Genomic DNA, 12,767 nt, shown 5'->3' with positions numbered 1-12,767 from the left:
ACAATGCCCCGCATCCTGTCGGTGCGGGGCATTGTTTGATGTGCGTCGCGTCGCGTCGCGTGGCGTTGCACGCCGCTACAGCACGCCCTGCGCCCGCAGCGCCGCAATGCGCGCCGCATCCAGGCCCATCTCTGCGAGCACTTCATCCGTGTGCTGCCCCAGCGCCGGCGGCGCATTGCGCAGCACCGGCGGCGTGGCCGACAGGCGCAGCGGGCTGGCCACGCCGGTGATGTGCTGCACGCTGTCCGTGGCGGCCTCGCCGTCCTTCCAGCGCGGCAGCGTCACGGCCAGGCCGCGCGCCTTCACCTGGGCGTCATCGAACGCCTGGGCAATGGTGTTGATCGGGCCGCAAGGCACGGCCTTGTCTTCCAGCAGCGTGATCCAGTCGGCGGTGGTGCGCGTGCGGGTCACGGCCTCCATGGCGGGGATCAGCTCGGTGCGGTGCTTCACGCGCAGCGTGTTGGTGGCATAGCGGGGGTCGGTGGCCCACTGGGGCTGGCCTGCGGCGGCGCAAAAGCGCTGGAACTGCCCGTCGTTGCCGATGGCCAGCAGCATGTTGCCGTCGGCCGTCGCGAAGTCTTGGTAGGGCGCGAGGCTGGGGTGGCTGTTGCCCATGCGGCCGGGTGCCTTGCCGGTGGCGAGGAAGCCCGAGGCCTGATTGGCCAGCACGGCCATGCCCACGTCGAGCAGGGCCATGTCGATGTGCTGGCCCTGGCCCGTGCCGTTCACGGCGTTGTCGCGCACGTGCAGCGCGGCCAGGATGGCGTTGCTGGCGTACAGGCCGGTGAACAGGTCGATGACGGCCACGCCCACGCGCATCGGGCCACCGCCGGGCTGGTTGTCGGCCTGGCCGGTGATGCTCATCAGGCCCGTCATGGCCTGCACCATCAGGTCGTAGCCTGCGCGCTCGGCGTAGGGCCCGTCTTGCCCGAAACCGGTGACGGAGCAGTAGATGAGGCGCGGGTTGAGTGCGCGCAGGCTCGCGTGGTCCAGGCCGTACTGCTTCAGGCCGCCGACCTTGAAGTTCTCGACCACGATGTCGGCCTCCAGCGCCATCTGCTTGATGAGCGCCTGGCCGTCGGGCGAGGCCATGTCGATGGTGACGGAGCGCTTGTTGCGGTTGCAAGCGGTGTAGTAGCTGGCCTGGTTGGTGTCGTTGCCTTCGGCGTCTTTCAAGAAGGGCGGGCCCCACTGCCGCGTGTCGTCACCCACGCCGGGGCGCTCCACCTTGACCACGTCCGCGCCCAGGTCGGCCAGCACCTGCGTGCACCAGGGGCCCGCGAGCACGCGGGAGAGGTCGAGGACCTTGATGCCTGCGAGGGCGCCTGCGTTCGAGGGGGATATGGTCATGGGTACTATTAAATTGATAGCTTTAAAGGCATGTCCAGAGCGCGGAGAAGGCCTAAAAAGCTTGAAATTTTCAGGGCGCGCCCTGCTCAACACCCTCTCCCGCGAGGGGAGAGGGGAGTTCTCACCGCCGCAGCGAGCAGCGTGCAGCGGCCAGAAGGTCTTCTTTGCTTCAGTTCGAGAACGCAGCAATGCCCGTCTGGGCGCGGCCCAGGATCAGCGCGTGCACATCGTGTGTGCCTTCGTAGGTGTTCACCACCTCCAGGTTCACCAGGTGGCGCGCCACGCCGAACTCGTCGCTGATGCCGTTGCCGCCCATCATGTCGCGTGCCAGGCGGGCGATGTCGAGCGCCTTGCCGCAGCTGTTGCGCTTGATGATGGAGGTGCCTTCCACGCTGGCCGTGCCCGCGTCCTTCATGCGGCCGAACTGCAGGCAGGCCTGCAGGCCGATGGCGATCTCGGTCTGCATGTCGGCCAGCTTCTTCTGGATGAGCTGGTTGGCGGCCAGGGGGCGGCCGAACTGCTTGCGGTCCAGCGTGTACTGGCGGGCGGTGTGCCAGCAGAACTCGGCAGCGCCCAGCGCGCCCCAGGCGATGCCGTAGCGGGCGCTGTTCAGGCAGGTGAAGGGGCCCTTCAGGCCTTGCACTTCAGGGAACGCGTTTTCTTCGGGAACGAACACGTCGTCCATCACGATCTCCCCCGTGATCGATGCACGCAGGCCCACCTTGCCGTGGATGGCAGGAGCCGTCAGCCCCTTCATGCCCTTGTCCAGCACAAAGCCGCGGATGGGGCCCACCGCGCCGCCTTCGGACACTTCCTTGGCCCAGACGACGAACACATCCGCAACGGGGCTGTTGGTGATCCACATCTTGCTGCCCTTGAGCTTGTAGCCGCCATCGACCTTGTAGGCGCGCGTGGCCATGCTGCCAGGGTCGGAGCCGTGGTCGGGCTCGGTCAGGCCGAAGCAGCCGATCCACTCGCCGCTGGCCAGCTTGGGAAGGTATTTTTGGCGCTGTGCTTCGCTGCCGAATTCATAAATGGGCACCATCACCAGCGACGACTGCACGCTGGCCATCGAGCGGTAACCCGAATCCACACGCTCGACTTCGCGGGCGATCAGGCCGTAGGCCACGTAGGAGAGGCCGGGGCCGCCGTACTGCTCGGGGATGGTGGGGCCCAGCAGGCCCACTTCGCCCATCTCGCGAAAGATGCTCACGTCCATCTTTTCGTGGCGGAAGGCGTCCAGCACGCGGGGGGCCAGCTTGTCCTGGCAATAGGCGGCGGCGGCGTCGCGGATGGCGCGCTCGTCGTCGGTCAGTTGCTGGCTCAGAAGGAACGGGTCATCCCATTGAAAAGCGGCGTGGGCCATGTGTGTCTCCAGGTCAGAAAAGGGGGGAATAAAAAACGAATCTGGAACGCATCGTAGGCCTTGGGGTGGTGGCCCGCAAGCGAGTTCTTTTCATCCAGACATGCGTTTATGGAATGTATGGAATACTTGCCGCAGCCAGCCTCAAGGGATGGTAGCTTCTTCACAAGTTCCTCTTCATCATGCGCCGCAACATTCCATCGACCCAGGCCCTGGCCTGTTTTGAAGTGGCCGCCCGCCACGAGAGCTACACCCGCGCCGCGCAGGAGCTGTCGCTCACCCAAAGCGCCGTGTCGCGCCAGATCCAGGCGCTGGAAGAGTTTTTGGGCGTGGCGCTGTTCCGTCGCACGCGCCACGGCGTGGTGCTGACGCCTGCGGGCGCGCACTACGGCCGCCAGGTGGCGCGCTGGTTGCAGGGGCTGGAGCGCGACACGCTGGACGTGATGGCCCACCAGGGCGAGGGCGGCACGATCACGCTGGCGGCGGTGCCCACGTTTGCCACGCGCTGGCTCATCCCGCGCCTGCCGCAGCTGGCGCAGGCGCACCCCGACATCGTGGTGCACATCGACACCCAGACCCGGCCCTTTTTGTTTGCCGACACCACGTTTGACGCCGCGCTGTACGCGGGCACGGCCGAGCAGGTGAGCAACTGGCCCGGCGTGCAGGCGCAGTTACTGATGCACGAAGACGTGGTGCCCGTGTGCAGCCCCCGCCTGCTCGAATCTGCTGCGCCCCGGGGGCTGGGCCGCGCCCACCAGCCGGTGGCCGCCGAGGCGCTGGCCGACCTGCCCCTGCTGCAGCAAAGCACACGCCCCTACGGCTGGCGCCAGTGGTTCGATGCGATGGCGGTGGATGCGCCGCATGCGCTCGATGGCCCGCGCTACGAGCTGTTCTCCATGCTGGCCGTGGCCGCCACGCACGGCATGGGCGTGGCGCTGATCCCGCCGCTGCTCATCGAGGCCGAGCTTGCCAGCGGCGAACTGGTGGTGGCCTGCAACCGCCCGCTGCGCGGCGAGCGGGCGTATTACCTCATCAGCCCCGCACAGGCCCAGCCCCCGGTGCTGGCCACGTTTGCGCGCTGGCTGCAGCAGATGGCCGAGGCGGCGGGCGCCCCGGTTGCGGGATGACGCGCTTGCGTCCACCCGGGCGGTGAACTAATCTGGCTGCGCGGAAGTCTGTCTTTCATTCAGCAACTTTGTTGGAGAGCGACCACCATGACCACTTACCACGCTCCGCATTTCGACCCCACCGTGGACGAGATTGCAACCCTCAAGCAACTGGAGATGGGCGAAATCATCACGCTGCCCCACGCGCTCAAGGACCATGTCTCCGGGCGCCTGCTGGAGTGGGGGTTTGTCACCAAGGGGCCTGGGGGAGAGCTGGCCATCACGGCCAGCGGCCGCCAGCTGATTCGGCGGCAGGACAACTGAAGCGCCCTGTACGAGCCCCCCGCCGGGTGCACTGGCCAGTGCCCCGGCATTGACCCGGGCGATGCGCCCAGCCGCAATTCAGAGATGCCTGACAGGGTATTCGGGCGCGCTCAGGCACTTGCCGGGCCGCCGTTCTATCCTGCGGCCTTCTTTGCGAGGTCTGCCCATGTTTCCTCTTCGCACCACTATCGGTGTGGTCACCCTGGTGCTGGCTGGCCTGCTCTTGGCAGGCTGCAGCACCGTGAAGCTGGCCTACGGCCAGGCACCGCAGTTGCTGGCCTGGCAACTGAACCGGTATCTGGACCTGTCGCAGCCGCAGGCCGAGCGGGTGCGCGACGAGCTGGCCGAGCTGCACCGCTGGCACCGCGACACCCTGCTGCCCGAGCACGCCGGGCTGCTGCAAAAGCTGCGTCAGCAGCTGCCCGCCCCCATGTCCCCCGAGCAGGCCTGCCGCGCCTACGCCGACCTGCGCACCCAGATCGACCAGCTGCTGGCCCGGGCCGAGCCGTCGCTGGTGTGGCTGGCCTCGGACCTGTCCGAAGCCCAGATCCGCAGCCTGCAAAAAAGGCAGGCTGACAGCAATGCCGACTGGAAAAAAGAGTGGCTCGACCCTACCCCGGACAAGCTGCGCGAGCACCGCTATCAGCAACTGCTGTCGCGCACCGAAGACTTCTACGGCAGCCTGCAGGAGCCCCAGAAGGCCGCGCTGCGCCGCTACATCGCCCAGTCGTCCTTCGACCCGCAGCGCACCTACGCCGAACGCCTGCGCCGCCAGACGGACCTGGTCCAGGTGCTGCGCCAGATGGCGCAGGAGCGTGGCAACACCGACCAGGCCCGCACGCTGGTGCGCGGCTACTTGGCCCGCCTCAACACCTCCCCGGACGCGGCCTACCAGCGCTACGCCCAGGCGCTGGTGGAAGAAGGCTGCGCCGGTTTTGCGGCGGTGCACGCCACCATGACCCCCGCACAGCGGCTGCGGGCCGTGGCCTCGGTCGGTGCCTACGAACAGGACTTCATCACCCTGGCGGCCCAGCGGGTGTCGCGCAGCGACCCCGTTCCCCAGTGAGCCTGCATGGATAGGACGGGTGGCGCAAGGGCAATAATTCCATGGGCTTGCCTGCCCGTTTGGGTGGATCATCGGGTCCTTGGCACCTGAAGGAGACCCCCATGAACCAGGCTGTCTATCTGAAACTCAAGGGCATCGTGATCCAGGACCTCATCAAAAACCCGCGCCGCGTGTCGTTTCACGAGCGGGAACTCAAGAGCGAAGGGCTCACGCCAGAGTACCGGCGCGCTGTGGAAGAGGCGCTGGAGGAGTTGCGCGTGGCGCAGCGGCGCAGGGGTTAGGGGCTCCACTGCGCGAATCGCAGCGCGGTGCTCAGGCCGGGGCCAGCCAGCGCTCGACCAGTTTCACCCAGTAGGTCGCGCCGGTGGACAGCACCCGGTCGTTAAAGTCGTACTGTGTGTTGTGCACCATGCAGCCGCCTTGCTGGCCCACACCGTTGCCGATGTTGATGAAGCAACCAGGGATTTTTTCGAGAAAAAAGGCGAAGTCCTCGCTCGCGGTGACCGGCTCGGCCTGGGCTGCCAGGCCCGCTTCGCCGAGCCAGTCGCGTACCAGATCCAGGCAAAAGCGCGTGGGCTCCGGGCTGTTGTGCAGCACCGGGTAGCGCCGTTGGTAGTTCACTTCAGCCTGGGCGCCGAATGTGGCGGCCTGGGTGTGGGCAATTTCGGTGATGCGCCGCTCCAGCAGGTCCCGCACCTGGGGCTGCATGGCGCGCACGGTCAACCGCAGCTCGGCTGTGCCCGGGATCACGTTGGGGGCATCGCCCGCCAGAAAGGCACCGACCGACACGATGCCAGTCTGCAGGGGGGGCACGTTACGGGCCACGATGGTTTGCAAAGCCATCACGATGGCTGAGCCCGCCACGATGGGGTCTACCGTGTTCTGCGGCAGGCCGCCGTGGCCGCCCACGCCGGTGACCTTGATGATGCACGTGTCGGCGCTGGCCATGGCAAAGCCCGGCACGGTCATGAACTGCCCCTCGGGAATGCCGGGGGCGTTGTGCATCCCAAAGATGGCATCGCAGGGGAATAGCTCCATAAAGCCATCCTCCAGCATCTTGCGCGCGCCGGCCAGGCCCTCCTCGGCGGGTTGAAACACCGCGTACACCGTGCCGTCAAATCGGCGGGTAGCGGCCAAGTGGCGGGCGGCCGACAACAGCATGGCGGTGTGCCCGTCGTGACCGCACGCATGCATCTTGCCAAACACCTTGCTGGCCCAAGGCTTGTTGGAGGTCTCAGTCATGGGCAGTGCGTCCATGTCGGCCCGCAGGCCGATGCGGCGCGGGCTGGTGCCAGCGCGCAGCGTACCCACCACACCGGTGCCACCCAGGCCCCGGTGTACTTCCCAGCCCCAGCGGCTCAGGCGCTCGGCCACCAGGTCGCTGGTCACCTGCTCTTCAAAGCCCAGCTCGGGGTGGGCGTGGATCTGGCGGCGCAGCGCCACCATTTCGTCCTCGTGGGCGCGGACCTCGTCCAGTGCCGGGGGCAGGGGTGTCAGGGGCATCGTCATCAGTTGGCATCCAGCTTGGCGCGGCGGGCTGCCTCCTGGAACTGGGCGATCTCCTGTGCGTAGAACGCGCTCAGTTGCTCCAAGCTCATGGGCGGCATCAGCGGAACACCGGCGGTGGCCTCCAGCCCTTTGCGAATCTCGGGGCGGCTCGCGGCCTCTTGTGCGGCGCGGTGCAGGCTCTGCACCAGGGCTTCGGGCGTGGCCTTGGGTACCAACACGCCGCCCCACACATCCACCGTCGTGAAGCGAGGCAGGGACTTGCTCTCGGCAAAAGTACCAACGCCAGGCACCAGCGGCGAGCGGGCCGTGCCGGTGACCCCGATGATGCGCATCTTGCCGCCTGCTGCCATCTTGGCCAGATGGCCATCCAGCGGGAAAAAGGCCAGATCCAGCTGGCCGCCCATCAGGTCCTGCAGCAGGGGGCTGCCGCCGCGGTAGGGCACGTGGGTCATGTTTACGCCCGCCGCCTGGTTGAATGCATCGCCTGCGAGGTGGTAGACCGAGCCCACACCCACGCTGCCGTAGTTCAGGGGCTTGTCCTTGGCAGAGCGGGCCAGGGCCACCAGTTCGTCAATGTTGTTGGCGGGAAGGTCCGCACGAACGTACACCGCCAGGGATGGCTTGCTGATCAGATGCACCAGCCGAAAGTCGGTGGGGCTGTATTTCACGGCTTTCAGGATGATGGGGGCCAGGATGGTCTCGGTGGGCGACCCGAGGAACAGAGCGTCGCCCGCCGCACCGCGCGACAGCACTTTGTTGCCAGCGATGCTGCCGCTGGCGCCCGAGAGGTTTTCCACCACCACCGTGCGTTGCAACTGGGCCGCCAGGCCCGGGGCGAGCGTGCGGGCAAACACATCCGATGTTCCCCCCGCAGGGAAGGGCACGTACAACGTCGTCACGCTGTTGCTGGCCGGGGTGTCGGCCAGGGCAGGGGTCAGACCGCAGGCCATCAGGGGCAGGGCTTGCAGCAGGGCGCGTCGAAGCATGGGGGAAACTCCTCGTGTTGAAAATGGCAGGACAAAGCGCAGCGAAGCGCGGAGAGGGGCGATGGGCAATCGGCGATAAACGGCGAGTCGGAGCCGGTGGCGGTCAGAGCCTTAGCGCAGCTGGTAAACGCAGATCCGGACCGCTTGCCGGTCGGCCAGCCGTGGGTAGGCGCGCCCCACCAGAACGGCGTCGTTGAGCCAGCCGTAAGGACCCACCGGGGCCGTGATGTCCACATGCGACAGCGCTACACGCTCCTGGCCGGGGCGTTCGATGACCTTGACCCGGTTGTGCACGGTGAGCACGGTGCCGTCGTCGGTTTCCATCTCGTACAAGGCATCAAGCAGACGAACGCCATCGGACCGGACCAGTTGGCGGTCGGCACCGCCGGGCAACACCCGCCCTCTCAGCTGGGGGCCGGCAAACTCGCCGCCCGTGATGTTGATGATGCGGCGCTGCCCCAGCGGGCCGGTCCCGAGGTCGGTGGGGGCATTCACGTCCACGATGGCTTCGTAAAGCGGCATGGCAATTGGCGTGTCATGGGGCATGGCTCGGGTTCCTTCTAGGGGGTGAGGGGCGCTGGCTGGTGCCAACGCTGCCTGAGGAAGACTTGATGCCCCAGTCTAGGCAAGGGCTTTGTCACAGACCAGTCAGAAAACCATGCCGCGATAAGCGCGGCTTATCGCCAGGGGGTGTGCGATTTCTCTTAGGATGAAGCCCCATGTCCACCCCGCCACCTGCCCCCTCATCCCGACCGGGTGCCAACGCCCAGGTGCTACAGGAGCGCATGCTCGGGCGCCTGCGGTTGCGGCATCTGCGCCTGCTGGCGGCGCTTGAATGCAACACCACGCTGCGCGAGGCCGCTGAGTCGGTGGGCATCACCCAGCCTGCCGCTAGCCAGGCCCTGCGCGAGCTGGAGGACATGCTCGAGGTCGCCCTGTTCGAGCGCCACGCCAAGGGCCTGCGCGCCACCGAGGCGGGGCGCTTCATGGCGCAGCAGTCGCGCCAGATGCTGGGCAGCGTGGGCTATGCAGCCGAGGCGCTGGCAGCATCGGCGCGTGGGGTGGCTCACCCGCTGCACATCAGCGCCATCCCGGCTGCCTTGTCCAGCCTGGTGAGGCCTCGCATGGGGGCACTGCGCCACGCCCTGCGCGACTGGCGCGTGACGTTTCACGAGGGGATGCCCGACGACATGGCCGCGTCTCTGCACTCGGGCCTGAGCCAGATGGCGCTTGTGCGGCGCCCCGCCACGTTGCCCGATCACCGCTTGCTCTTCACGCCTCTGGGCGCCGATGAGATCGTGGTGGCGGCTGCGCCCGAACACCCCGCGCGACCCCGGCAGCCCGGTGACCGGCTGCGCCTTCAGGCCCTGGCGGGTTATCCTTTTTCGGTACCGATGGGCGTGTCGGTCACCTTCAATGCATTCATGCAGGCATGTGATCAGGCCGGCTTTACCCCGCTGCAGGCGCCGATGCAAAGCATCTCGGCTCTGCTGCTGCTCGCGGTGACTGGCGATGCACATACGCTGGCTGCGCTGCCCAGATCCATCGCCCTGCCGTGGCTAGAGCGGGGCGAGCTGATCGAGTTGCCACTGCAAAAGTCGATCGCGCTGCCTCCCCTGGGCGCCCTGACCCGTGCCGATGATGTATCGCCCGCAGTCAGGGTGGTGCTGCGGGTGTTGCAGACCTGAGTGGCTTCTGAGCCAGTAACCATGGCCATCCACACTACTTACGGCGATTGGTTGGAGCGGGACGATGTTGACACGATGGTCAACACGGTCACCTGCGTGGTTGCCAAGTCTGTGCTGCCCATGGTCAGCCACTATCCGGGTGTTGGGGCAGGTTGCTGGAATTGCTGCGCACGTTTCCAACGCGTGTTGTGGGTTGATGCCCCCAGCGCTGCACACCATGGGAGGCGCCGATGGCTGTGGTGCTCCAAGGGCTCATTGCTGCCATGTACCCCCGCTTTGTCAATATGTGCCCCCAAATGTGCCCCCGAAACTCCCGGTTTGCGGTGCATTTCGGCGCACGTTTGCGCACTAGTCAAAGCCATTTCCCATAGGGGAAAAGAAAAAGGCCGCACGGTTGTGGAACCGTACGGCCTTATCTGTGGTGCCCGGGGCCGGAATCGAACCGGCACGCCTTGCGGCGGGGGATTTTGAGTCCCCTGCGTCTACCAATTTCACCACCCGGGCTGGAATTCGTGAAGCCCCAAATTATGGCACAGTAGGGCGCATGAAATATCCGACGATTGAAGACGCGGTGGGCAACACGCCGCTGGTGGCGCTGCAGCGCATTGGGGCGCAGGACAACACGGCGCGTGGCAATGTGGTGCTGGGCAAGCTGGAGGGCAACAACCCGGCGGGTTCGGTCAAGGACCGGCCAGCGCTGTCGATGATCCGCCGCGCCGAGGAGCGGGGCGACATCCGCCCCGGTGACACGCTGATCGAGGCCACGTCGGGCAACACCGGCATTGCGCTGGCGATGGCGGCGGCCATCAAGGGCTACCGCATGGTGCTGGTGATGCCCGAGGATTTGTCCATCGAGCGCGCGCAGACCATGAAGGCCTTTGGCGCCGAGCTGGTGCTCACCCCCAAGAGCGGTGGCATGGAACACGCCCGCGACCTGGCCGAGGCCATGCAAAAGCGCGGCGAGGGCAAGGTGCTGGACCAGTTCGCCAACCCCGACAACCCGCGCATCCACTATGAAACCACCGGCCCCGAGATCTGGGAGCAGACGGGTGGGCGCATCACCCACTTTGTGAGCGCCATGGGCACCACGGGCACGATCACAGGCGTGTCGCGGTTCCTCAAAGAGAAGAACCCCGGCATCCAGATCATCGGCGCGCAGCCAGAGGAAGGCTCGCGCATCCCGGGTATCCGCAAGTGGCCGCAGGAGTATCTGCCCAAGATTTACGACGCGAGCACCGTGGACGAACTGGTGTACGTGAGCCAGGACAATGCCGAAGACATGTGCCGCCGCCTGGCGCGCGAAGAGGGCATCTTCGCCGGTATCTCGGCTGCCGGTGCCTGCTGGGTGGCACAGCAGATCGCCGCGCGCGAGAGCAACGCCACCATCGTGTTTGTGGTGTGCGACCGGGGCGACCGCTATCTGTCCACCGGCGTATTCCCGGCCTAAAGGCGTGGCCCAGCGCCGCCGGGGATTGCAGAATTTGAATGAAATTGGCTGCTTGCGCGCAATGGATAAGCGCTGGTAGCTATCAAAATAATAGTAACCCATGCACTACGAAGTTCGCCACTGCACCCACTGCGGCACCGCGCTGCAGCCCATCACCCTGGCCGAAGACGGTGGCGACAAGGAGCGTTTGCGCTGCCCCGCCTGCGGCTGGACGCACTGGAACAACCCGACGCCCGTGCTGGCGGCGATCGTGGAGGTGGATGGCAAGGTGCTGCTGGCGCGCAACGCGGCTTGGCCGGCCAAGATGTTTGCTCTGATCACCGGCTTCATGGAGGCGGGCGAGTCTCCCCAGGAGGGCATTGCGCGCGAGGTGAAGGAAGAAACCAACCTTGACGTGCAGTCCACCACCCTGGTGGGGGCGTATGAGTTCCTGCGCATGAACCAGATCATCATTGCCTACCACGTGGTGGCCACGGGGCAGGTCAAGCTGTCGCCCGAGCTGGTGGACTACCGCTTTTATGACCTGCATGAACTCAAATGCTGGCCCGCAGGCACCGGCTACGCACTGGCCGACTGGCTGCGCACGCGGGGGCACGAGCCCGTGTTCTTCACGGCAGAGGAAAATGAGGAGCGCCGCCGTGGCCTGAACCTGCCGCCCAAGGACTAGAAGAGAACCACACCATGGACATCCACAAAGAAATCGACACCCGGGGCCTGAACTGCCCCCTGCCCATCCTCAAGGCCAAGAAGGCGCTCTCCGACATGGCCAGCGGCCAGCTGCTCAAGGTGGTGGCCACCGATGGCGGCTCGCTGCGCGACTTCCAGGCGTTTGCCAAGCAAACGGGCAACGAGCTGGTGGAGCAGCAGACGGTGGGCGAGGAGTTCATCCACATCCTGCGTCGCAGATAGGTATGAAAATAGCCGCCAGCGCCCGTTGGATAAGCGTTGGCAGCTATCAGAGTGGAAGCGCCAGGGGCGCTTCCTGCATGGATTGACGGATGGGGCGGTGGCTTACAGCGCCAGGGCCTTCAGATATTCCCGGAAGTGCGCCCCCACCTGCGGGTGCTGCAAGGCCAGCTCCACGGTCGCTTCCAAGAAGCCTTCCTTGCTCCCGCAGTCATAGCGTTTGCCCTGGTACTGGAAGGCGTACACGGCTTCGTGCTGCATCAGGCGGGCGATGCCGTCGGTGAGCTGGATTTCGCCGCCCACGCCGCGTGGCTGGTTGCGGATTTCGTCGAACACACCGGGGGTGAGGATGTAGCGGCCTGCCACGCCCATGCGCGAGGGGGCGACATCGGCCTTGGGCTTTTCAACAATGCGTTCGATGCGAATCAGCGGGCCGCCAGCGGGCTCGCCCGCCACGATGCCGTACTTGTGCACCTGGTCTTCCGGCACTTCCTGCACGGCGATGACCGAGCGGCCTTGCTGGCGGAAGGCGGTGGCCATCTGGGCCAGCACGGGCTGGCCGCCGGGGGGGCCGACCATCAGGTCGTCGGCCAGCAGCACGGCGAAGGGCTCCTTGCCCACCAGGGGCTCAGCGCACAGCACGGCGTGGCCCAGGCCGAGCGAGCGGGGCTGGCGCACAAAGGCGCAGTCCATGTCGTCGGGCTGGATGGAGCGTACCAGCGCCAGCAGTTCCTTCTTGTTGGCGGCTTCCAGCTCGGCCTCCAGCTCGTACGCCGTATCGAAATGGTCTTCGATGGCGCGCTTGCTGCGGCCGGTCACGAAGATCATGTGGCGGATGCCAGCGGCGTAGGCCTCTTCCACGGCGTACTGGATCAGCGGCTTGTCCACCACGGGCAGCATCTCCTTGGGCGATGCCTTGGTGGCGGGCAAAAAGCGCGTGCCCAGGCCAGCAACGGGGAAAACGGCCTTGCGGACGGTGGTGGCAACAGTCATGGGTCTCCTTGATGGCGGTGTTGGGTGTG

Annotated in this window: 14 protein-coding genes and 1 tRNA gene; 8 read left to right on the top strand and 7 right to left on the bottom strand. The window is 66.3% G+C overall.

Going from position 1 to position 12,767, the window contains the following annotated elements:
- Positions 1–75: 75 nt before the first annotated feature.
- Together ACSQ3O_RS20940 and ACSQ3O_RS20935 are read right to left on the bottom strand one after the other, a co-directional pair.
- Positions 76–1,350 carry a CaiB/BaiF CoA transferase family protein gene (locus ACSQ3O_RS20940; RefSeq protein ID WP_436140345.1) on the bottom strand — a complete coding sequence of 425 codons (1,275 nt, stop codon included), beginning with the start codon at positions 1,348–1,350 and terminating at the stop codon, positions 76–78.
- Between the two features lie 169 nt (positions 1,351–1,519).
- Positions 1,520–2,716: an acyl-CoA dehydrogenase gene (locus ACSQ3O_RS20935; protein WP_436140344.1), complete on the bottom strand. Its 1,197-nt coding sequence runs from the start codon at positions 2,714–2,716 to the stop codon at positions 1,520–1,522.
- Positions 2,717–2,895: 179 nt separating this feature from the next.
- On the opposite strand from ACSQ3O_RS20935, the gene ACSQ3O_RS20930 reads away from it, so the two are divergent.
- The 4 genes from ACSQ3O_RS20930 (at position 2,896) to ACSQ3O_RS20915 (ending at position 5,490) form a co-directional block, all read left to right on the top strand.
- Positions 2,896–3,840 (top strand): LysR family transcriptional regulator, encoded by a 945-nt coding sequence (locus ACSQ3O_RS20930; protein WP_436140343.1) that lies wholly within the window; start codon positions 2,896–2,898, stop codon positions 3,838–3,840.
- A gap of 87 nt (positions 3,841–3,927) precedes the next feature.
- The gene (locus tag ACSQ3O_RS20925; RefSeq protein ID WP_298456397.1) at positions 3,928–4,143 is read left to right on the top strand and encodes a hypothetical protein; all 216 of its coding nucleotides are present in this window, start codon (positions 3,928–3,930) and stop codon (positions 4,141–4,143) included.
- A gap of 166 nt (positions 4,144–4,309) precedes the next feature.
- Complete coding sequence (locus tag ACSQ3O_RS20920; RefSeq protein ID WP_436140342.1) at positions 4,310–5,209, top strand: DUF6279 family lipoprotein; 900 nt, start codon at positions 4,310–4,312, stop codon at positions 5,207–5,209.
- Between the two features lie 101 nt (positions 5,210–5,310).
- A complete protein-coding gene (locus ACSQ3O_RS20915) occupies positions 5,311–5,490 on the top strand; it encodes a hypothetical protein (RefSeq protein ID WP_436140341.1) in 180 nt (59 codons plus the stop codon).
- 31 nt (positions 5,491–5,521) lie between these two features.
- Here ACSQ3O_RS20915 and ACSQ3O_RS20910 read toward each other — a convergent pair whose 3' ends face one another.
- The 3 genes from ACSQ3O_RS20910 to ACSQ3O_RS20900 form a co-directional block, all read right to left on the bottom strand.
- Positions 5,522–6,718, bottom strand: a complete 1,197-nt coding sequence (locus ACSQ3O_RS20910) for a M20 aminoacylase family protein (protein WP_436140340.1) — start codon at positions 6,716–6,718, stop codon at positions 5,522–5,524.
- On the bottom strand, positions 6,718–7,704 hold the full coding sequence (locus tag ACSQ3O_RS20905; RefSeq protein ID WP_436140339.1) for a tripartite tricarboxylate transporter substrate binding protein: 987 nt from the start codon (positions 7,702–7,704) through the stop codon (positions 6,718–6,720). Before ACSQ3O_RS20905 ends, ACSQ3O_RS20910 begins: the two co-directional genes overlap by 1 nt.
- Positions 7,705–7,815: 111 nt before the next feature.
- Positions 7,816–8,250, bottom strand: a complete 435-nt coding sequence (locus ACSQ3O_RS20900) for a DUF3237 domain-containing protein (protein WP_436140338.1) — start codon at positions 8,248–8,250, stop codon at positions 7,816–7,818.
- Positions 8,251–8,423: 173 nt separating this feature from the next.
- Here ACSQ3O_RS20900 and ACSQ3O_RS20895 point away from each other — a divergent pair, with 173 nt between their 5' ends.
- On the top strand, positions 8,424–9,392 hold the full coding sequence (locus tag ACSQ3O_RS20895; RefSeq protein ID WP_436140337.1) for a LysR family transcriptional regulator: 969 nt from the start codon (positions 8,424–8,426) through the stop codon (positions 9,390–9,392).
- Positions 9,393–9,811: 419 nt separating this feature from the next.
- Here the strand turns inward: ACSQ3O_RS20895 and ACSQ3O_RS20890 are convergent.
- Positions 9,812–9,896: transfer RNA gene (locus ACSQ3O_RS20890), tRNA-Leu, on the bottom strand.
- Positions 9,897–9,936: 40 nt separating this feature from the next.
- On the opposite strand from ACSQ3O_RS20890, the gene cysM reads away from it, so the two are divergent.
- The 3 genes from cysM (at position 9,937) to ACSQ3O_RS20875 (ending at position 11,748) form a co-directional block, all read left to right on the top strand.
- Complete coding sequence (cysM, locus tag ACSQ3O_RS20885; RefSeq protein WP_298456388.1) at positions 9,937–10,839, top strand: cysteine synthase CysM; 903 nt, start codon at positions 9,937–9,939, stop codon at positions 10,837–10,839.
- Positions 10,840–10,939: 100 nt separating this feature from the next.
- A complete protein-coding gene (locus tag ACSQ3O_RS20880) occupies positions 10,940–11,506 on the top strand; it encodes an NUDIX domain-containing protein (protein WP_298456385.1) in 567 nt (188 codons plus the stop codon).
- A 14-nt stretch (positions 11,507–11,520) separates the two neighbouring features.
- Complete coding sequence (locus ACSQ3O_RS20875) at positions 11,521–11,748, top strand: sulfurtransferase TusA family protein (protein ID WP_063462001.1); 228 nt, start codon at positions 11,521–11,523, stop codon at positions 11,746–11,748.
- Between the two features lie 102 nt (positions 11,749–11,850).
- Here ACSQ3O_RS20875 and galU read toward each other — a convergent pair whose 3' ends face one another.
- Positions 11,851–12,738 (bottom strand): UTP--glucose-1-phosphate uridylyltransferase GalU, encoded by an 888-nt coding sequence (gene galU, locus ACSQ3O_RS20870; protein WP_137745289.1) that lies wholly within the window; start codon positions 12,736–12,738, stop codon positions 11,851–11,853.
- Between the last annotated feature and the right edge of the window lie 29 nt (positions 12,739–12,767).

The sequence above is a fragment of the Acidovorax sp. LjRoot74 genome, assembly GCF_964254355.1.
Taxonomy (GTDB): domain Bacteria; phylum Pseudomonadota; class Gammaproteobacteria; order Burkholderiales; family Burkholderiaceae_C; genus Acidovorax.
This window is presented reverse-complemented; position numbering and strand designations above follow the sequence as displayed.

Bases quoted from the DNA above. Each gene is read 5' to 3' on its own strand.
- ACSQ3O_RS20940 (WP_436140345.1), bottom strand. From the start codon at position 1,350: ATGACCATATCCCCCTCGAACGCAGGCGCCCTCGCAGGCATCAAGGTC.
- ACSQ3O_RS20935 (WP_436140344.1), bottom strand. From the start codon at position 2,716: ATGGCCCACGCCGCTTTTCAATGGGATGACCCGTTCCTTCTGAGCCAG.
- ACSQ3O_RS20930 (WP_436140343.1), top strand. From the start codon at position 2,896: ATGCGCCGCAACATTCCATCGACCCAGGCCCTGGCCTGTTTTGAAGTG.
- ACSQ3O_RS20925 (WP_298456397.1), top strand. From the start codon at position 3,928: ATGACCACTTACCACGCTCCGCATTTCGACCCCACCGTGGACGAGATT.
- ACSQ3O_RS20920 (WP_436140342.1), top strand. From the start codon at position 4,310: ATGTTTCCTCTTCGCACCACTATCGGTGTGGTCACCCTGGTGCTGGCT.
- ACSQ3O_RS20915 (WP_436140341.1), top strand. From the start codon at position 5,311: ATGAACCAGGCTGTCTATCTGAAACTCAAGGGCATCGTGATCCAGGAC.
- ACSQ3O_RS20910 (WP_436140340.1), bottom strand. From the start codon at position 6,718: ATGACGATGCCCCTGACACCCCTGCCCCCGGCACTGGACGAGGTCCGC.
- ACSQ3O_RS20905 (WP_436140339.1), bottom strand. From the start codon at position 7,704: ATGCTTCGACGCGCCCTGCTGCAAGCCCTGCCCCTGATGGCCTGCGGT.
- ACSQ3O_RS20900 (WP_436140338.1), bottom strand. From the start codon at position 8,250: ATGCCCCATGACACGCCAATTGCCATGCCGCTTTACGAAGCCATCGTG.
- ACSQ3O_RS20895 (WP_436140337.1), top strand. From the start codon at position 8,424: ATGTCCACCCCGCCACCTGCCCCCTCATCCCGACCGGGTGCCAACGCC.
- cysM (WP_298456388.1), top strand. From the start codon at position 9,937: ATGAAATATCCGACGATTGAAGACGCGGTGGGCAACACGCCGCTGGTG.
- ACSQ3O_RS20880 (WP_298456385.1), top strand. From the start codon at position 10,940: ATGCACTACGAAGTTCGCCACTGCACCCACTGCGGCACCGCGCTGCAG.
- ACSQ3O_RS20875 (WP_063462001.1), top strand. From the start codon at position 11,521: ATGGACATCCACAAAGAAATCGACACCCGGGGCCTGAACTGCCCCCTG.
- galU (WP_137745289.1), bottom strand. From the start codon at position 12,738: ATGACTGTTGCCACCACCGTCCGCAAGGCCGTTTTCCCCGTTGCTGGC.